Source organism: Prevotella sp. P4-119 (assembly GCF_002251345.1).
GTDB lineage: Bacteria > Bacteroidota > Bacteroidia > Bacteroidales > Bacteroidaceae > Prevotella.
The window spans coordinates 103,580-123,541 of the sequence record NZ_NPJB01000030.1; the positions used below are offsets into that span (position 1 = coordinate 103,580).

Below are 19,962 nucleotides of genomic sequence, written 5' to 3' on the forward strand. Positions count from 1 at the left end.
AGACGAACGAGGACCTAACGAGAACCGAACGAGAAGTTAACGAGAACCGAACGATAACGGGTCGGGTGTCAAATGAAGACTCATGATCCTTCTGTTGTAACCAGTTGGGGTTGCTGAATGTACTGTTTGTAAACATAAATGCGCAGTTTTGGTTATTCGTTAAATGGTTTGTTGCAAAGCTACCATCTTGTTTAGGAAATCATCCTCAGGTAGGGCTGCAAAGATACAACATCACAAAACCCAAATGTCCATCTTTGTCACTCTTTGTCACTCTTTGAGCTATTTTTTAATTTTATTTAACTCATTTATATACTTTTTATACAAATTCTGTACGCAGTCACACTAAACACTTTTGATGAGAAATCAATAATCGATCAATAAGACAACATATCTTTTGCCGTTAATAAGGCAGAATCTATTACCGAATGGTCTGTAAATATCATTTACCGCGGTTTGAGTCTTTTTTTGATCAGTCAAAAATTTCTGCGTTTCAAATCGCCATAGTCCATGATGTTTCATTCAAAGTATTACAAATCCAGTTTTATAAGAAATACCAAATACAAATCCAAATTCCACCCAAACCTTAATAATCGATTTGGGTTTAGTATGTTCTTTGAACCATCTCTTTAGTAAGTCCCCACCTGTTCTATCAAGCAACCAACCGGAAATTAATGTCCAGACGAAGTAGTTTCTGGATATAATTCACGCTCTTTTGCCAACTTCTCACGAAGTTCCGTGAGATTGATTTTGTGGTGTGATTTCACTCGGTCAAAGCCCTGGCCATATACACCAACCACAGCCGATTGAGCCACAAAGGCATTGGGATCTATCTCATCGATGAGGTCGAAAATGAAACGCGACTCGCTCTTTTTAGCGATACAAAAAATCACCTTGATGTCTTTCTTCGTAAAGAAACCACTACCGTTGAGCACCGAGCATCCGCGGTCGGCTATCTGATTGATAGCCTCACCAATCTCTTGATACTTGTCGGAAATGATGAAAAACTGCACACTCTGACGTAGTGAGTTGACCATGTGGTCAACAACAAACGATATGACAAAGAGTAATACATAGCCATAGAGTACCTTTTCCCAGTCTTGCAACACCACATAGGAAGATGTGATGATGGTGAGGTCGCAGAACAAGATGATTTGTCCAAGCGACACATCACGATACTTATGTATCATGGCGGCTATCACATCCGATCCTCCAGTAGAACCTCCGGCAGAAAGTCCCAATCCCACACATGTGCCAAGGAATACGGCTCCCACCATACAGGCCATAAACTTCTGATCGGCAAGCAGATGAAAATCGGGTGGCATGATATTTTGCAATACCGTAGAGGCCACGGTAAAGATTACAACACCATAGATCGTTTTAGCACAGAAACGCCATCCCAAGATCTTCAGCGCCACAACGAGCAACAAGGCATTAAGCACAAAGAATGTTTCGTGGGCTGGAATACCCGTCCCCCAATAAACAATCGATGCTACACCAATGATACCACCTGTTGTGATTTCATTAGGCAACAGAAAGAGTTCCACACCAACGGCTCCCAATATCATAGCAAGGGTGAGCACACAATAGTCGCGCAGTTGGCGCAAGAATTTCCCTTTATTACTTTTAGAATACATAAGCAATAGCAGTTTTTTAGATTGGTTATGCTTTTTTTACTCGCATGCCTCAACGCGCTGGCAAGGTTTGCGTGATGTGCTGCTCACGATGACAGATGCGCACCTCTATGCCAAACTTGTCGTGAAGATGCTCAGCCAGATGTTGTGCTGAATATACACTACGGTGCTGTCCACCTGTGCAACCGAAACAAAACATCAATGATGTGAAGCCACGCTGCATGTAACGGCGCACATGGGCATCGGCAAGCCGATAGACGGAGTCGAGGAATGTCAGTATCTCACCATCGTCTTCCAAGAAACGGATGACCGGTTCGTCGAGTCCTGTCAACTGTTTGTAGGGTTCATAGCGACCGGGATTGTGAGTACTTCTACAGTCAAACACATAGCCGCCACCATTGCCACTCTCGTCTTCTGGTATGCCTTTGCGGTAAGAGAAACTATAGACCTTGACCACCAATGGTCCCTGAGAATCGTATTTGGAGAAAGTGGCAGGACCGTCTTGTGGATGCTGGCGGTAAGGGTTATGCGCAGTAGTCTTGTAGCCATCGGCTCTACTGGCTGTAAGTTCTATCTGCTGGAACTGCGGCAATTCTATCAGGCGCTGGAGCAGGTCGATGAGATAGGGATAGGGGAAATGTGCCACTTCCAACAGTTCTCGAAGATTCTGTATAGCGGGCGGTATGCTACTGATGAAATGCTGTTTGCGCTCAAAATAGCCGCGGAATCCATAGGCTCCCAACACTTGCAGAATGCGGAACAGCACGAAGAGAGAGAGTCGCTCTACAAAGTGGTGTGGTGTGGGTACCTCGGTAAACTGCTTCAGCGCGTTGTAGTATTCATAGACCATTTCGCGGCGCAGCTTATAGGGATATTTGGCTGACGCCTGCCACAGAAACGATGCCAAATCATAATAATACGGTCCACGACGTCCGCCCTGGAAATCAATAAAATAAGGATTGCCCTCGCTGTCGAGCATCACGTTGCGTGCCTGGAAATCACGATAAAGGAATGCATCACAACGCTCAGCTGTCAGGTCTTTGGCAAGCAGACGGAAGTCAGCCTCAAGCTTTAACTCATGAAAATCCAGTTCGGTAGCCTTGAGAAAACAATACTTGAAATAATTGAGATCAAACAACACACTATCCACATTGAATTCTGCCTGAGGATAACAATTGGTGAAATCGAGTCCTCTGGCACCCCGCATTTGGATGTTGGGCAACTGTCGAATGGTACGTTTCAGCAGTTCCTGCTCCTTCAACGTATATCTGCCACCAGCCTCACGTCCGCCACGAACGGCATCGAAAAGCGACACACTACCTAAGTCGGACTGCAAGTATCGGAGTTCGTCATCGCTAACTGCCAGAAGTTTAGGTACTGGCAATTGGCGCTGGGTAAAGTGCTGGCAAAGATAAACGAAGGCATGATTCTCATCGCGACTGGTGCCGATGCATCCCACCACCGATGTGCCGTCGGCAGCTGTCATACGGTAATACTCGCGATTGCTGCCTGCACCGGGCAGTTTTTCCACCTGTGCGGGTTCTTCTCCGCACCATTTACTATAGAGAGATATGAGTTGTTGCATGATGATTCAATAGATAAATATTATTGCAAGGTGAGGCCCATCAGTCCGACAACCACATCATTAGAACAAGTGCGGAGCGTGATGGAAGCCAGCGGTTTGTGGGATTTCAGCGGCATGCAGAGCATTTGGGCAGCCCCTCCGGGAATGTTACGTTGGGCGGGACCTCCGAGATGTAGAGCCTTGCCCAGGTTGCGACTCACAGTACCTGTGGCAAGTGAAACGCGATATGGTCGCGGCATGGGAGCACGGAAGGCCTTACCGTCGATATAATAGTCCTGATCTATAGGACACCAGTTGTCGGGATTGACCAGCGGCAGCGTGTCGGTCGTACCATCTGCATAATGCACCACTATCTCTGCATTGGTGATATGGGATTGCATGTGATTGGTCGAACCTGCCATCAGCAACCATGCCTTGGCTGCACGTCCCTTCAACGGAATGGTGACACTATCAGGATAGTTGTCCCAAAGCGAAGTAAACACGATGTTCTGTCCTTCGGCAGGAGTGGCAAAAGGTACGCCCATCATCACAAATTCGTCATTAACAATACTTGCACGGAAGGCGGTATCTACTATTTCCGGACAATAATCTGGATGACACCACTCTCCCACTCCCTGCACAGGTATCTGCAAGGTAGTATATGGCGGACGAGGTGTGCGATACTCCTGACGGAATATGTCTGTGACATTGGCATTATAATATGGAGTCAGCCGCTGCTTGACAAACTTACGGTCAAAGGTTGGTTCGTCAATGGGTGTTGCATCGGGAATTGTGACTGCTTCATGAAGTTCTACATCGGGCAACCGAACCGGTTCTTCCACGGTCAGCACCTGATGCTGTTCGGTAGTGCCCTCTACATCGCGATAGAGCCCCCCACCCATATTCACTCGCAGCACAATCTTCAAGGGTTTGCTGAAATGCTGATCAACCTCTATCATCACTTTTCTACCCATACGGCGGTAGGTATAGGAGAGATAAGGTGTATTGACCGAAGCATGATCCCACGATGAGGGAAAGCCCGGACGGATGATACATTTTCCGAAGAGAGCTTGTGGCTGTATGCCGAAAAGTCCCTGTAACAGCGTGCGCGAGGAAATACCGATACAATCGCCGAAATCGCGGTAACACTCACCTCGTGCAGCATCATATTTACTGATTTGTCCGAAGTTGGCAGGACTTTGTCCCTCGTACATTTGGTCGATAATATTGCCCATCATCAGTCGATAGGCAGCATCTGTCCTGCCGGCTTGATAGTAGGCCAACGCCGTATGCATCACCTCGGCAGCCGCTACATTATTGATACTCCAGTCGTAAGGTTGCCAGTTGGTGGTGGCAATAGTAGCATAATCACCACGCACAGGAATATGTGGAATGGCATGATCCACATAGCGAGTGGCCCGATAGGCTTGTTCGGGCGAGCATGCGCCACAGTCGATAGGTGTATAGATGGACCATACGGCAGCACTCTCATGCTTGCGCTTCAGTCCCATCAAGTCTTCATATTCAGCCCAATGTCCTTTGTCTTCAAGCCAAAGGCGACTGTTCATGGCATCGAGAATGGCAGCCGCTTCCTGCTGATACGGTTTTGGATCGCGCCCTATGAGTTCTGCCATACGGGCAGCCAATAGGTTGGCGCGATAGTTATAGGCCGAGGAATGGGTGACTGCACCACCATTATAATATAAGGCATCTGAAGCCCAGATGCAGCAATAGGCATCATAGAGGTGGTCTCCGTCGGGGTCAAAGTTGCGTTTCTCCCATTCGAGATGTCGTTCCACCACAGGCCACATCTTTCGTATATAGGCTATATCGGCATTATATTGGAAGTGCCAGAGCAGTTCGTCGATATAGTTAAGATTCATGTCATAATGGTGCATCTGATCGTTGCGATTCGGATTCCGACAGATGTAACCATTGCTATACATGGGTGTTCCCCATCGTTTTTCTGCACGTGCAAGATGTTGTTTCTCATCTTGTGCAGGGTGCGATTGCGTTGCTGATACTTTGTTAACCTGACTACGGGCATAAGCATCAAAATGTGAGCGTGCACGATCATTCCATCCCAGCACATCGCCGAGGTATCCGGCACGCCATCCTGCCAGCGGCATTCGCCAGCCTACACAGCCATGCAACCATGTTTGTCCATCCCAATCACCATCGGCAGCCATCACAAGTGCGCCACCCAAAGTATTGATATAAGGATCAGGAGTGTCGAACGTCACACGCGAAGCCATCTTCTGATTATAAGCTACGGCTTCGGCAAAGAGTTGTGCTTGTTGGTCGGGCGACATGTTGACCACTTTGTCAAGCATCACCACAACATATACGGGAGAGGAATTGGGACATTTCACCACCTGTCGGTCGGCATCATTCTGGGCTGCATCGAAGCAGTCACGACTATCCACACCCAGGTCGCCGTTACGATGCAGCTTCGGTTGTTTCACGCCGCTCAGCGTACAAGTCACATCAAGAGAATTGTCGCCAGACATCAGTCGCCACACGGCACCCTCTCGGTTGTGTAGCGCCACAACATCCACCAGCACATCAGTTTTTCCTAACCTCTTGTCGCGCAAGCGATAACTGCGCATACCATCAACATACCATGCTTTGCAATAAGCAACATTTTCAAGGTCGATACCATTGACTTTGAAAGCCACATGGCGATGATGCCCCTTCTTGGCAATAGCAAAGACAGGGCGATCGCTGGTCTCTATGCGATAGTCGGTAGGGCCACCATATAGGGCACGAGTATAACGGTTGTTGCCATTCTCGCAGACAAAGGCACGTCCTTCGGGCCGATAGTTTTGTTGGGCAACCATCGGCAACAGGCACAACCAAGATGCGACAAGCGCCAACCATCTATTCCTCATTTTCTTTCTCTTTACGTTCACGACGACGCTCCACCCATTGTTCTACGGCATATTCCGCAAACACCAGCAATATCATAATGCCAAGCGACATGCAGAAAGCCGACAGACGTGAAGTGGTCTGTCCATACACTATGAGATATATACCATAGGCTACTATAGCCTTGAGTATCCATATTAGCCAATTACTCTTATTCATATTGGGTACAAAGATACTATGAAGTGGGCGAAAAACAAAATAAAAGCCGTTTTATTTTAACCCCACCTGATGACATTAAAAAACCGGCTGTCATCTCGACAGCCGGTTTCAAAACAAACTACTTAAAAACTAATCTACTAAAACAAATCAAAAAAATATCTCTTATTTTCTAATAATCATATCATTTTGCGTTGATTTTAACTTTCAACGTTGCAAAGATAAGTGTTTTATAAACACGATGCAAATTATTTAGATAAAAAAACACTTTAAATTGATATAAATCAAACCGGGAGACTGAAACAACGTTCAATCTCCCGATTTTTGATATGTTTGGTTTACAAATTATTACATCATTCCGCCCATTCCTGGGTTGCCGCCCATTGGCATAGCAGGATGCTCTTCTGGTTTGTCAACGATAAGACACTCAGTAGTCAGGAACATGCCAGCGATAGAGGCTGCATTCTCCAAAGCTACGCGAGCAACCTTGGCTGGGTCAACAATACCGGCAGCACGCAGGTCTTCATACTTGTCAGTACGGGCATTGTAACCGAAGTCGCCCTTGCCTTCGCGTACTTTCTGAACAACCACAGCACCTTCACCGCCTGCATTGCGTACAATCTGGCGAAGTGGTTCTTCGATGGCACGCTCTACAATATTGATACCGGTCTGCTCGTCGGCATTCACACCCTTCACGTCTTTCAGTACGTCGAGTGCACGGATGTAGGTAGTACCGCCACCCACTACAACGCCTTCCTCAATGGCAGCACGTGTAGCGCAGAGTGCATCGTCAACACGGTCTTTCTTCTCTTTCATCTCAACTTCACTATTAGCGCCGACGTAAAGAACGGCTACGCCACCTGCCAATTTGGCCAGACGCTCCTGCAGTTTCTCTTTATCGTAGCTGCTGGTAGTGAGTTCGATTTCTTTTTTGATCTGTGCAATACGATCCTTGATATTCTCTTTGTCGCCAGCACCATTGACAATAGTTGTATTGTCTTTAGATACGGTAACCTTATCGCAAGTACCCAGCATGTCGAGGGTAGCCTGCTCCAGTTTCAAACCTTTCTCTTCGCTGATAACGACACCACCTGTCAGAATGGCAATATCTTCGAGCATAGCCTTACGACGGTCGCCAAAGCCAGGAGCCTTGACAGCGCAAATCTTCAAGCCACCACGCAGACGGTTTACAACCAATGTGGTCAAAGCCTCTGAATCGACATCCTCGGCAATAACGAGCAAGGGTCGTCCGCTTTCAGCAGCAGGCTGCAGGATGGGCAAGAAATCCTTGATATTGCTGATCTTCTTATCGTAGATGAGCACGTAAGGATTCTCCATGATACACTCCATCTTGTCTGAATCGGTTACGAAATAGCCTGAGAGGTAACCGCGGTCGAACTGCATTCCCTCTACAACACCGATGTGGGTATCGCGACTCTTAGACTCTTCAATGGTGATGACACCATCTTTAGATACTTTGCGCATAGCGTCGGCAAGGAGTTTACCGATTTCCTCATCGTTGTTAGCACTTACTGTGGCAACCTGTTCAATCTTGTCGTAGTTGTCGCCAACCTGCTCAGCGCTCTCCTTGATGTGGTCAACCACGGCTTTCACAGCCTTGTCAATACCGCGTTTCAAATCCATAGGATTGGCACCTGCGGTCACGTTTTTCAGACCTTCGGTCACAATAGCCTGAGTGAGAATGGTGGCAGTAGTTGTTCCATCACCGGCATCGTCACCAGTCTTAGAAGCAACACTCTTTACCAGCTGAGCACCTGTGTTCTCAAATTTATCTTCGAGTTCGATTTCCTTAGCTACCGTAACACCGTCCTTGGTGATCTGTGGAGCGCCAAACTTCTTCTCGATAACCACGTTGCGTCCTTTAGGACCGAGGGTTACCTTTACTGCATTAGCCAACTGATCGACACCGTTTTTCAACAGGTCACGAGCTTCAATATTGAATTTAATATCTTTTGCCATAATGTTTATTCCTTATTCTTTTATTATTATCAATTGCTTATTTTTCGATAATGGCGAGCACATCGCTCTGGCGCATCATCAGATATTTTTCACCTTCAAACTCAAGTTCGGTACCACTATATTTGCCATAAAGCACTTCGTCGCCGGCTTTCAGAATCATCTCTTCGTCCTTAGTGCCTTGTCCAGCAGCAACAATTTTACCGTGGAGAGGTTTCTCTTTAGCTGTATCAGGAATGATAATTCCACCAATCTTTTCTTCTGCGGGTGCGGGCAATACCAGCACGCGGTCACCTAATGGTTTAATGTTCATCATAATCTTTATCTGTTTTAAAGTTAAATTTCTTCTGTCAGTCAATATGCCAAAAGTGTGCCATTCGTCAAAGACTGACACATTGTCACACTTCCACTCCGTGTATGACTGCCACAAAGAAGCAGGGAATCATATATAAATAAGGTGTAAGACTGATGTGAGCACAACTTCTGCCACAATTTTTAATGATGCTTATGACATTTTTGATGTTCGGGATGCGTTCGGGATGCGTTCGGGATGTTGCCATCTTTATATGTAGCGAGATTATTAAGTAAGTCCGATGTAAGTCCCAAGTAAGTCTCAAGTGAGTCCCCAAAACTGACAGACAATAATGGGAAATAGATGGGAGAACAAAAGGGGAAATAAAAGAAAAACGGGGTTTTTCTTTGTATTTCGCTCGGTTTGCACTACCTTTGATGCAAAGCACCTTAGGTAGGCGGCACCTCGGAAATAAAAGAAAAACGGGGTTTTTCTTTGTATTTCGCTCGGTTTGCACTACCTTTGATGCAAAGCACCTTAGGTAGGCGGCACCTCGGAAATAAAAGAAAAACGGGGTTTTTCTTTGTATTTCGCTCGGTTTGCACTACCTTTGATGCAAAGCACCTTAGGTAGGCGGCACCTCGGAAATAAAAGAAAAACGGGGTTTTTCTTTGTATTTCGCTCGGTTTGCACTACCTTTGCAACGAAATGTGTACTATCGGATTTTATTCAAAAGACAACAAACCATATCAAAACAATAAATTATGAAAGATTTTATTAAATACGTAGGCGCAACCATAACCGGAATCGTCATGCTTTCTGTTATCGTAGGCATATTGGGTGTTATCTCGCTGGTCGGCCTTGCCGCAAGCACCGCATCAACCGTTCAGGTGAAAGACGGTTCAGTATTCACCCTTGTGCTCAAGAACAACATTGATGAACGCGGCACAGACAATCCGATAGGATTTCTGAATGGCAGCGATACCACTATCGACGGACTCAACGACATTATAAGTGCTATCCATAAAGCAAAAGACAACGAGAACATCAAAGGTATCTACATTCAGGCAGACGGAATGGCAACAGACTCGCCAGCATCACTCCATGCCATTCGCGAGGCATTACTCGACTTCAAGAAGAGTGGTAAATGGATCATCAGTTACTCCGACGGATACAGCCAGAGCGAATACTACCTCTGCTCGGTGGCTGACCAGATTCTGCTCAACCCACAAGGTCAGATTGGTTGGCACGGACTGGCTGCCGAACCCGTATTCTACAAAGATTTGCTCGCTAAGTTTGGCGTTAAGTTTGAACTCTGCAAAGTAGGTAAATACAAGAGCGCACCAGAGCAAGTGACTGCCGACGGCATGAGCGAAGCTAACCGCGAACAGGTGACTGCCTATGTGACAGGCATATGGAAGGTAATGCTCAAAGACGTATCTGCCAGCCGTAAGATTTCTACCGACTCGCTCAACGCATACGCCGATCGTTTCATGGATTTGGCCGATGCACAGGAGCTCATCAAACTGCGCCTCATCGACAAGACCATGTATGCTGATGAAGTGAAAAACGTCATCAAGAAACGCCTCGACATCGATACCGACACCGACATTCCACAACTCAGCCTGGGCGATATGCTCAATGTGGAGGATAAGAAAAATCGTGGCGACAAGGTTGCTGTCTATTATGCTTATGGAGATATTGTAGATGAAGACAACAGCAATCCCATGAATCCACAAACCTGTATCGTGGGAAAAGATATGTGTAAGGACTTGGAAGAACTGGCCGACGACGACGATGTGAAAGCAGTAGTGCTCCGAGTCAACTCACCTGGTGGTTCTGCCTATGCTTCAGAACAAATCTGGCACGCAGTTACCAAGTTGAAAGCCAAGAAACCCGTAGTGGTTTCCATGGGCGGATACGCAGCATCGGGAGGCTATTACATCAGTTGTGCAGCCAACTATATCTACTCCGATCCCACTACCATTACCGGCTCTATCGGTATCTTCGGCATGTTCCTCAACTATAGCGAACTGATGAAAGACAAGCTCGGCATCAAGTTTGACGAGGTAAAAACCAACAAACATGCCAACTTCGGCACACGTTCACGATTCTTTAACGCAGAAGAGATGGCTATCCTCGACAAATATATCGGCAAAGGCTACGAACTCTTCCGCAAACGTGTGGCTGACGGACGCAAGATGTCCGTAGCCCAAGTGGAGCAGATTGCACAAGGCCGTGTATGGCTGGGCAACGACGCCCTGAAGATTCATCTCGTAGATGGAATCGGTTCGCTCGACGACGCTGTCAAGAAAGCCGCCCAACTGGCAAAGCTCGACGAATATTACGCCAGCGAGTATCAGACTCCAAGCAGTTGGTATGAAACCCTTCTGGCATCGGCAAGTGGCAATAGCGGCAGCTATCTCGACGAACAAATGCAAGCCACTTTCGGCGAACTCTACGAGCCGCTCCGCTACATCAAGCAGGTGGAAAACATGAGTAAGATACAGGCTCGTCTGCCCTATTTCCTTACTATTCGATAATTACACCTAATATAATATATGAACGCAAGAGGGAATTTCATCCGCATCAACAAATGGCTACTTCCGCTGAGCTGGCTTTACGGACTCGGTGTGAAGCTTCGCAACATGGCCTTTGAGATGAATCTGCTGAAAAGCCGATCGTTTGACATACCCGTCATCTCGGTGGGCAATATCACTGTTGGCGGTACAGGAAAAACCCCTCACGTGGAATATCTTATCGAACTGCTGAAAGACCATTGCAAGGTGGCAGTACTCAGTCGTGGATACAAGCGTAAGAGCAAAGGATTTGTCTTGGCAGACAACGACACACCGATGAAGCGCATCGGCGACGAACCGTTTCAGATGAAAAGGAAATATCCCGACATCACCGTGGCAGTTGACAAAAAGCGTTGCCACGGCATCGACCAACTGACAGAGCTCAACAAGGCTGATGTCATCCTGCTCGACGATGCGTTCCAGCACCGTTACGTGCAACCAGGCATCAATATCCTCTTGGTGGATTACCATCGTCTGATTATCGACGACTGCCTCTTGCCTGCAGGCAGACTGCGCGAACCGTTGTCTGCCAAAGACCGCGCTGATGTTGTCATCGTGACAAAATGTCCTAAAGACATGAAACCGATGGAGTATCGCGTGACCAACAAGATGATGCAGCTCTATGCCTACCAGTCGCTCTATTTCACCTCGTTGAAATACGGATCGCTACGCCCCATGTTCGGCGGACAGGACAAACAGAATCAGGGCAAACGACCACTCGAAAGCATCAAAGCCGACGAACACATTCTGTTGCTCACCGGTATTGCATCGCCCAAACAGATGATACAGGACTTAAAGCCCTACACCACGCACCTGACTCCGCTGACCTACAGCGACCACCATCAGTTCAAAAGCAAAGACATTCAGCACATCAACAACACCTTCGAACAACTGCCGAAACCACGTCTGCTCATCACGACAGAGAAAGACGCAGCCCGTCTGTACGACGTTGAAGGACTAAGCGGAGAAGTAAAAAACAATATGTATATACTCCCTGTAACCATCAGCTTCATGCTGGACCAGGGCGAAATGTTTAACAAATACATCATCAGCTATGTACGAAAAAATTCAAGAAACAGCATCCTGGATCAAAGAAAGGATGACCGCAAATCCCACAACAGCGATCATTCTGGGAACAGGACTCGGACAATTAGCTTCCGAAATAACTGATAAATACGAATTCCCATACAGCGAAATCCCCAATTTCCCCATTTCTACCGTAGAAGGCCACTCTGGCAAACTCATCTTCGGCAAACTGGGCAACAAGGACATCATGGCCATGCAAGGACGCTTCCACTTCTACGAAGGCTATTCGATGAAGGAAGTAACGTTCCCCGTACGCGTCATGTACGAACTGGGCATCAAGACGCTTTTCGTGTCAAATGCAGCCGGAGGCATGAACCCACAGTTCAATATCGGTGACCTCATGATCATCACCGACCATATCAACCTGTTCCCCGAACACCCCTTGCGCGGAAAAAACTTCCCCACCGGACCTCGCTTCCCAGACATGCACGAGCCATACGACCTGCAACTGGTGGCAGAAGCTGATAAAGTGGCAGCAGAAAAAGGCATCAAAGTGCAGCATGGTGTATATATCGGCGTACAGGGTCCCACCTTTGAAACACCTGCCGAATACCGCATGTTTGCCAAGATGGGCGGCGACGCCATCGGCATGAGTACCGTCCCCGAAGTAATCGTAGCCCACCATTGCGGCATCAAGACCTTCGGTGTGAGCGTCATTACCGACCTTGGCGGCTTCGACGATCCCGTTGAAGTAAGTCACGAAGAAGTACAGGAAGCAGCCAACAAGGCACAGCCTTTGATGACCGAGATCATGCGTGAAATGATTAACAGAGCATAAACAAATACATGGAAATAGCAAAACTGGGTGAATTTGGACTGATCGACAGACTGACCAAAGACATCAAACCACAGAATGAATCAACAAAGTACGGCGTAGGCGATGACTGCGCCGTACTCAGTTACCCCAACAGCGAAGTACTCGTCACCACCGACATGCTGATGGAAGGCGTACACTTCGACCTCACCTATATAGATTTAGAGCACCTTGGCTACAAGTCTGCCATGGTCAACATCAGCGACATCTTCGCCATGAACGGCACCCCACGCCAACTGACCGTCAGTCTGGCAGTAAGCAAGCGCTTCACCGTGGAAGATATGGAACAGTTCTACAACGGACTGCGCCTGGCATGCGACAAATGGCATGTGGATATCGTAGGAGGCGACACCACCTCATCTTATACGGGCCTCGCCATCTCCATCACCTGTATCGGCGAAGCCAAGAAAGAGGATATCGTCTATCGCAACGGAGCCAAAGAGACCGACCTGATATGTGTCAGCGGAGACCTCGGCGCAGCCTATATGGGACTGCAACTCTTAGAACGTGAGAAATCTGTTTACTATTCACAAGTTGACGAAGCCAAGCGCAAAGGCGATAAAAAGGCATTGGAGAGTCTGGCTCAGTTCCAGCCCGACTTTGCCGGCAAAGAATATCTGCTCCAGCGCCAACTGCGCACCGAGGCACGCGGCGATATTATCGAAAAGCTCCGTGCTGCCGGCATACGCCCCACAGCTATGATGGATATCAGCGATGGACTGTCGAGCGAACTGATGCACATCTGCAAGCAAAGCCATGTGGGATGCCGTATCTTCGAGAAGCAGATCCCCATCGACTATCAGACTGCGGTAATGGCAGAAGAACTCAACATGAACGTGACCACCTGCGCACTCAACGGCGGCGAAGACTATGAATTGCTGTTCACCATTCCTATTGGTGACCATGAGAAAATCCAGGCCATCGACGATGTTCGCCTCATCGGACACATCACAAAGGATAGCCTCGGACAGGTGCTTGTGACACGCGATGACCAAGAATTTCCACTAAAAGCGCAAGGTTGGAATCCACTGCAATAATGGCAAAATAAGCGCAAAAACGAAGGTAAATGGAGGCAAAAAGGGCGAAAGTTCTTAAAATTCGTTAACAAATAGCACTTTTTTATGCGGTTTGTTTGGTATATCAAAATTATGTAGTACCTTTGCAACCGCAAACGAAAGGATTGCAAAACCGAATATGGTGCCTTAGCTCAGTTGGTAGAGCATCGGACTGAAAATCCGTGTGTCCCCGGTTCGATTCCTGGAGGTACCACTCCTCCTTTCATTTAAGCCCCTGTTCAACATTTAGTTGGCAGGGGTTTTACTTTTCTACATATCGTACTCGCGCTCGAGAATAAAAAGAAATTTGGGCATTTCTTTTCTATTCTGCTCGCTTATTCGTACTTTGGCGCTAAAGCGTCCAAGGTACTCGCGCTCGAGAATAAAAAAAGAAATTTGGGCATTTCTTTTTTATTCTGCTCGCTTATTCGTACTTTGGCGCTAAAGCGTCCAAGGTACTCGCGCTCGAGAATAAAAAAGAAATTTGGGCATTTCTTTTTTATTCTGCTCGCTTATTCGTACCTTTGTCGGCGGATAAACGAACTAACAAACAAAAAAGAAAGTAAAAACCAATGGGAATCATCATAGGCATTGACGTGGGCATATCGACCACCAAGATTGTTGGACTGCACGAACAACATGTTCTTTCACCCATCCGCATTACTGCGGTCGATCCCGTCACATCACTCTACGGAGCTTTCGGAAAGTATCTTCACGACAACAACATCAGTCTCAGCGACGTTGAACAAGTCATGGTGACTGGTGTGGGATCGGCATATATCGACGGACCCGTCTATGGATTGCCAACAGGCAAGACCGACGAATTCATTGCAGATGGCTTGGGCGCACGCTTTGAAAGCGGTCTCTCGAAAGCCATTGTAGTATCGATGGGCACAGGAACCAGCTTTGTGCAATGTGATGGCGATGAGATCCGACACATCGGAGGTATTGGTATCGGAGGTGGAACCGTACAGGGTCTATCGCGTGTGATGCTCAACACAAGCGATCCGAAACAGATTTCGAGTCTGGCACTCCGTGGCGACATCCGCAACATCAACTTGCTCATCGGCGACATCTCTAGTCGTCCTTTGCCCGGCCTCCCCATGAATGCCACCGCATCGCTATTCAGCAAGGCACAGTATGACGCGCCACGCGAAGATATTGCCCTTGGCATTATCACCATGGTATTGCAGAGCATCGGTTCTGCGAGCATTCTTTCCGCCCTCAACACGGGCATCAAAGACTTTGTACTGATAGGCAATCTGACGCTCTACCCCCAATGCAAAGAGATTTATCCTATGCTGGAAAAGCTCTACAACGTGCGTTTCCACATACCGAAATACTCTGAATTTTGTACTGCCATCGGTGCTGCGCTCAACTTCAGACAGCAACTCGGCAAATAGAAACTGTTAGATATCAGTATTTTAAGTTCTATTCTGCCATTTGACAAGCGACTGTGGTGCTACAGAAAGGAGCACCTGAAGTGCTTACATAAAATTCAGTTTTCAGAAAAATTTCGACCACTCGACCACCAATCCGTGTATCGCGCTGTCATTCAGCGCAATATGCGGTGGTCGATTGCTTGAAATTCAGGATTATCGACCACCCATCGACCACCAGTGCAACGATGTGATGTGCACGAATCAGCCTAAAGAATGATGCTTTTCAATGTGGAATTACTATTGTTTTCGGCAAAAGAGCAGAGCTGAGTTACTTTTGTCCTTTCAAGACGTGGTTGATTATGTGCATTCATATCCGCAGGGCGATGCCCTGGGCTAAGGAAACCATTGGGCTTTCAGCCCGCCTTTGCTTGTTTGGTTATTAACACATCTTTAGTTGTTGGGTATTAGCCCGTCGTTAGTTGTTGGGTTACTAACGCCCCGAATGGGGCAAAATCTTCATAGCCCAGGGTAACACCCTGGGGTGTATGATTTTATTTAGCCTACGTCCTGTAAGGACAAAAGTAAAGCGTGATCCTATTTTCCTTATAAAATACTATCGTTTATCAGCACTTTGACAAGCCTTGATAACACCTTTATCAAATATTGGATAACACCTTTTATCAAACGTTGGATAATACTTTTATCAAACGTTGGATAATACTTTTATCAAACGTTGAAAACACCTTTATCAAACGTTTGAAAACACTCTTGCCAAACGTTGGGAAACACTCTTGCCAAACGTTGGGAAACACTCTTGCCAAACGTTGGGCAATACTTTTGCCAAAGGTTTGGAAATGTCTGACAATACGTATATTGGGCTGAGATGTAAAAATTCGACAAATTTTGACGGTGGTCGATAGATGTTCGAATGGTGGTCGAAAACACCCTATGAAACGATATTCGACCACCAGCTAAACCGTTGTACCACATAGTTTTACACAGACCTGGTGGTCGAGTGGTCGATTTTTGCGAAAGACGCGCGTGCGCGTACGTAAGAGCAACGAGGTTTGTCCGACAGCGTCAAACAAACCTCGTCGTTGTGTCACGGTTTCGGAAAGGCGAAAAAAAAACTTCCATGCGCTCAACCGCCGACCTCCTATGGCCTTGATGCTATTCCAGATTGTCGATGGTGATTCCATCAAACTCAGTCATAAACGACATGATGCGCGACTGATAATGGTTGCGCTTCACCTTCAAGCGAACGGTGGCGGTATATGTTTCAGCATCTTGTGAGCGATGAGTTTTCATTTCATAAGCCAACACCTCAGCGTGTTCGCGACCGATAGAATCGAGCACTTCGCGTATTCCCTCACGTGTCGGAGCAGAGAAGGTCAGCGAAATTTGCTTCGCACCGAATCGGTTGTGCAAGATGCTGACACCTTCCAAGCACAACAATACGAGAACCGTAGAAACCGTTGCCAGCAGGTAGAGTCCCGATCCGCAAGCCAATCCGATGGCAGAGGTTACCCACAGCCCAGCCGCTGTAGTCAGTCCGCGCACCACATGGCGCTGGAAGATGATACATCCGGCACCTATAAAACCGATACCGCTGACCACCTGTGAGGCAATGCGCGAAGGGTCGAGGCGCACCACTCCGCCCACCACATCTTCGTAACCATATTTAGACAGTATCATGAAGATGGCAGCACCAAGCCCTACAAGGAAGTGGGTTCTGAATCCTGCTTCCTTTGCCCGGTATTCACGTTCTATACCGATGGCACCACCCAGCAGGGCTGCCAACAAAATGCGGATGATAAATGCTTCGTTCATAGTTTTATGATTTAGAGTTCTATCGTTTAGTTCTTCAATTCACAAACGACTTGTTTGCCCATTTAAAGGCATTCCATCGTCTGACAAACAGTATGCCGCGGATATTCTCGTCGAGCACAAAGGCAAACCACATGCCCACCAGTCCGAAGCCAAGCGTGATGCCCAGCAGATATCCGAACAGCACCCCCACAGCCCATTGCACCACAAGACCGAGGTAGAAGGGATAGAGGATGTCGCCAGTAGCCCTCAGCGTATTGGTCGCCCAGATGTTGACACACTTACCCACTTCGAGCAGCACATCGACCCAGAAGCAGGTACATACCAGTTTGGCGATAGTGGGATTGTCGGTCAGACAGTCGGCAATAAACGGTCCGCAGAGTGCACAGAGCACCGAGAACGACAGTGTGACGAGTGCTCCCCTACGCCAGGAGAAGCGTCCAACTTGGTATGCCGCCTGTGTTTTTCCCAATCCTGTCAGATGTCCCACCATGATGCTGCTTGCCTGGGCAATGCAGATGGCATACATATAGACAAACATCACCACATTGACAATATAGGTGCGGGCAGTCAGTTCGTCATTGCCCAGCATATTGATGAAATACAGCAAGGTGAGCTGCTGCAGGTTGTAGGATATGTTTTCGCCAGCCGATGGCATGCCAATCTTCAGCAGATTGCGCAACTCGTGTGTGGGGAAATGAGCAAAGAGTTTTTGAGGCACATAGGTAAACAAGCGCCAACGCAGTATGACCACCAACAACACCATAGCCACTACTCGCGATATGCTTGTAGAGATGGCAGCACCCTCGGCACCCATTTCGGGCATGCCAAACTTACCGAATATCAATATATAGTTGCCCATGATGTTGAGCACATTGACCACCCCCACCACCATCATTGGCGGAACGGGCATCTTGGCAGATCGCAGAATGGTGCTCACCGTGGTGGAAATCGCCTGTGTGAAAGCCATTCCGCCCACTATCTGCATATACGGGCGACCATACACCATCAGTTCGGGACGCAGTCCCATGAGTGTCAATATCGAGTCGGCACCGAGAAACAGCGTCAGGCTGACAGCTATTCCCACCACCAGATTGAGTGCCAAAGCCACTATGCCAACTCTGATAAACTTCTCTTCGCGTCCTGCTCCGAGATACTGTGCACACAGCACAGAAGTGCCGGCATTGATAATAGTGAAGAGCAGAAACACCAACGAGAGTATCTGGTTATCTACTCCTACTGCTGCTACAGCCGCATCGCTATACTGGCTGAGCATGAAAGTATCGACGCCTCCCAAGAGAAAAGTCAGTAGGGTTTCCAGCAGAATGGGTCCCACGAGGTGGTTGACGTCACGTTTGAAATTGTAGTGTATCATGTGTATTTGTTATCCAAATTAAAGTCATGCGGTTGCTATCAACCCGTCACAGCGACTTTTCTGCCAAACCATCGGTCGATAATCAGCGCCAAGGCACCGTCGCCCGTCACATTGCAGGCAGTGCCGAAACTATCCATAGCGATATAAAGGGCTATCATCAGTGCCAACGACTGCTGGTCGAATCCCAGCATAGACTGTAGGATGCCCAATGCTGCCATAATGGCTCCACCCGGCACACCCGGTGCGGCAACCATCGTAATGCCCAGCATCAGTATGAATCCTATCATGCCTTGCATGTCGTAGTCTATATGCTGCATCATCATCAGCGCCATGGCACATGCCACAATCTTCAATGTGCTACCCGACAAATGTATCGTGGCACAAAGGGGCACCACAAAGCCGGCAATACCCTCACCCACCCCATTGGCTATGGTCTGCCGGAGTGTCACAGGAATGGTTGCTGCCGACGATTGTGTGCCGAGTGCGGTAAAATAGGCAGGCATCATGCGCATCAGCAGCCGCAACGGATTCCTATGGGTCAGCAGTCCTGCTACGGCATATTGCAAGAGCAGCAATACGACGTGCATCACGAATATCACGCCGATAATCTTCACAAAGACTGACAGCACCCGGAACACTTCGCCCGAATGGGTCATGTTGAAGAATATGCCGAATATATAAATAGGTAGCAGCGGCAATACCACCACCTGTATGGTCTTGGTGATAATCTGTCTGAATTCGGTGAAAACATTCTTCAGCGTTGCCGTGCCCTGATAGGCTATGCCCAAGCCGAGTGTAAACGCCATGACCAATGAGGTCATCACAGCCATCGGCGGTGTGATGCTCACGGTGAAATAAGGTTCCTGCTGTTTCGCCTCGTTGATCGATGTCCATTCTATCTGATCGGAGATGAGCGAAGGGAATACCGCCTCGCTAACGCCATACGATAACAGTCCGGAACATACCGTTGCGCCATAGGCGAGCAATGCCGTGACCACCAGCAAGCGACCAGCCTCCCGTCCGATATCGGCAATGGCAGGTGTCACCAGTCCCACAATGATCAGGGGAATGAGGAATCCCAAAAACTCGCTAAACAAGCCATTGAAAGTCACAAAAACGCGTACTGGCATTTCTGGCGACACCATACCGCCAGCAATACCCAGTGCCATGGCTATCAATATCCGTGGCAGCAATCCAATCTTCATCTTTTTCATAGTCGAAAAGCTAAAGGTCATATATCTGTCATGAGGTTATCTGTGTTATTCTTGCAAAAATACGCAAACTTATTGAAACTGC

The 19,962-nt window shown here is 47.7% G+C and carries 15 protein-coding genes and 1 tRNA gene; 6 read left to right on the forward strand and 10 right to left on the reverse strand.

Annotation, left to right across the window (positions count from 1 at the left end; all coding sequences use genetic code 11):
• Window positions 1-668: 668 nt before the first annotated feature.
• From CIK89_RS03930 to CIK89_RS13460, 7 genes are all read right to left on the reverse strand, one after another.
• On the reverse strand, window positions 669-1,634 hold the full coding sequence (locus CIK89_RS03930) for a YitT family protein (RefSeq protein ID WP_094390136.1): 966 nt from the start codon (window positions 1,632-1,634) through the stop codon (window positions 669-671).
• A gap of 49 nt (window positions 1,635-1,683) precedes the next feature.
• Window positions 1,684-3,216 carry a phosphotransferase gene (locus CIK89_RS03935; protein ID WP_094390137.1) on the reverse strand — a complete coding sequence of 511 codons (1,533 nt, stop codon included), beginning with the start codon at window positions 3,214-3,216 and terminating at the stop codon, window positions 1,684-1,686.
• 20 nt (window positions 3,217-3,236) lie between these two features.
• Window positions 3,237-6,086, reverse strand: coding sequence for a DUF4450 domain-containing protein (locus CIK89_RS03940; RefSeq protein ID WP_094390190.1), 2,850 nt, complete (start codon window positions 6,084-6,086; stop codon window positions 3,237-3,239).
• Complete coding sequence (locus CIK89_RS03945) at window positions 6,076-6,282, reverse strand: hypothetical protein (RefSeq protein ID WP_094390138.1); 207 nt, start codon at window positions 6,280-6,282, stop codon at window positions 6,076-6,078. Before CIK89_RS03945 ends, CIK89_RS03940 begins: the two co-directional genes overlap by 11 nt.
• A 345-nt stretch (window positions 6,283-6,627) precedes the next feature.
• The gene (gene groL / locus CIK89_RS03950) at window positions 6,628-8,259 is read right to left on the reverse strand and encodes a chaperonin GroEL (RefSeq protein WP_094390139.1); all 1,632 of its coding nucleotides are present in this window, start codon (window positions 8,257-8,259) and stop codon (window positions 6,628-6,630) included.
• Between the two features lie 37 nt (window positions 8,260-8,296).
• Entirely contained in the window at window positions 8,297-8,569 is a 273-nt protein-coding gene (locus tag CIK89_RS03955; RefSeq protein ID WP_094390191.1) for a co-chaperone GroES, read from the reverse strand.
• A gap of 85 nt (window positions 8,570-8,654) precedes the next feature.
• Window positions 8,655-8,816, reverse strand: coding sequence for a hypothetical protein (locus tag CIK89_RS13460; protein ID WP_158214967.1), 162 nt, complete (start codon window positions 8,814-8,816; stop codon window positions 8,655-8,657).
• Between the two features lie 496 nt (window positions 8,817-9,312).
• On the opposite strand from CIK89_RS13460, the gene sppA reads away from it, so the two are divergent.
• From sppA to coaW, 6 genes are all read left to right on the forward strand, one after another.
• Complete coding sequence (gene sppA, locus CIK89_RS03960; RefSeq protein ID WP_094390140.1) at window positions 9,313-11,091, forward strand: signal peptide peptidase SppA; 1,779 nt, start codon at window positions 9,313-9,315, stop codon at window positions 11,089-11,091.
• A gap of 18 nt (window positions 11,092-11,109) precedes the next feature.
• Window positions 11,110-12,297, forward strand: coding sequence for a tetraacyldisaccharide 4'-kinase (gene lpxK, locus CIK89_RS03965; RefSeq protein ID WP_094390141.1), 1,188 nt, complete (start codon window positions 11,110-11,112; stop codon window positions 12,295-12,297).
• On the forward strand, window positions 12,227-12,991 hold the full coding sequence (locus tag CIK89_RS03970; protein ID WP_254046610.1) for a purine-nucleoside phosphorylase: 765 nt from the start codon (window positions 12,227-12,229) through the stop codon (window positions 12,989-12,991). The genes lpxK and CIK89_RS03970 overlap by 71 nt, the downstream gene beginning before the upstream one ends.
• Before the next feature lie 8 nt (window positions 12,992-12,999).
• Window positions 13,000-14,064 (forward strand): thiamine-phosphate kinase, encoded by a 1,065-nt coding sequence (gene thiL, locus CIK89_RS03975; RefSeq protein ID WP_094390143.1) that lies wholly within the window; start codon window positions 13,000-13,002, stop codon window positions 14,062-14,064.
• 159 nt (window positions 14,065-14,223) lie between these two features.
• Window positions 14,224-14,296 (forward strand) — tRNA-Phe (locus tag CIK89_RS03980).
• A 358-nt stretch (window positions 14,297-14,654) separates the two neighbouring features.
• Window positions 14,655-15,485, forward strand: a complete 831-nt coding sequence (gene coaW / locus CIK89_RS03985) for a type II pantothenate kinase (RefSeq protein ID WP_094390144.1) — start codon at window positions 14,655-14,657, stop codon at window positions 15,483-15,485.
• 1,149 nt (window positions 15,486-16,634) lie between these two features.
• On the opposite strand, the gene CIK89_RS03990 is transcribed toward coaW, so the two are convergent.
• Genes CIK89_RS03990 through CIK89_RS04000 form a run of 3 tightly spaced genes read right to left on the reverse strand, consistent with a single transcriptional unit; the run spans window position 16,635 to window position 19,880 of the window.
• Window positions 16,635-17,294, reverse strand: a complete 660-nt coding sequence (locus CIK89_RS03990) for an MgtC/SapB family protein (RefSeq protein ID WP_094390145.1) — start codon at window positions 17,292-17,294, stop codon at window positions 16,635-16,637.
• Between the two features lie 34 nt (window positions 17,295-17,328).
• A complete protein-coding gene (locus tag CIK89_RS03995) occupies window positions 17,329-18,666 on the reverse strand; it encodes an MATE family efflux transporter (RefSeq protein WP_094390146.1) in 1,338 nt (445 codons plus the stop codon).
• A 38-nt stretch (window positions 18,667-18,704) separates the two neighbouring features.
• Complete coding sequence (locus CIK89_RS04000; protein ID WP_094390192.1) at window positions 18,705-19,880, reverse strand: dicarboxylate/amino acid:cation symporter; 1,176 nt, start codon at window positions 19,878-19,880, stop codon at window positions 18,705-18,707.
• Window positions 19,881-19,962: the final 82 nt, after the last annotated feature.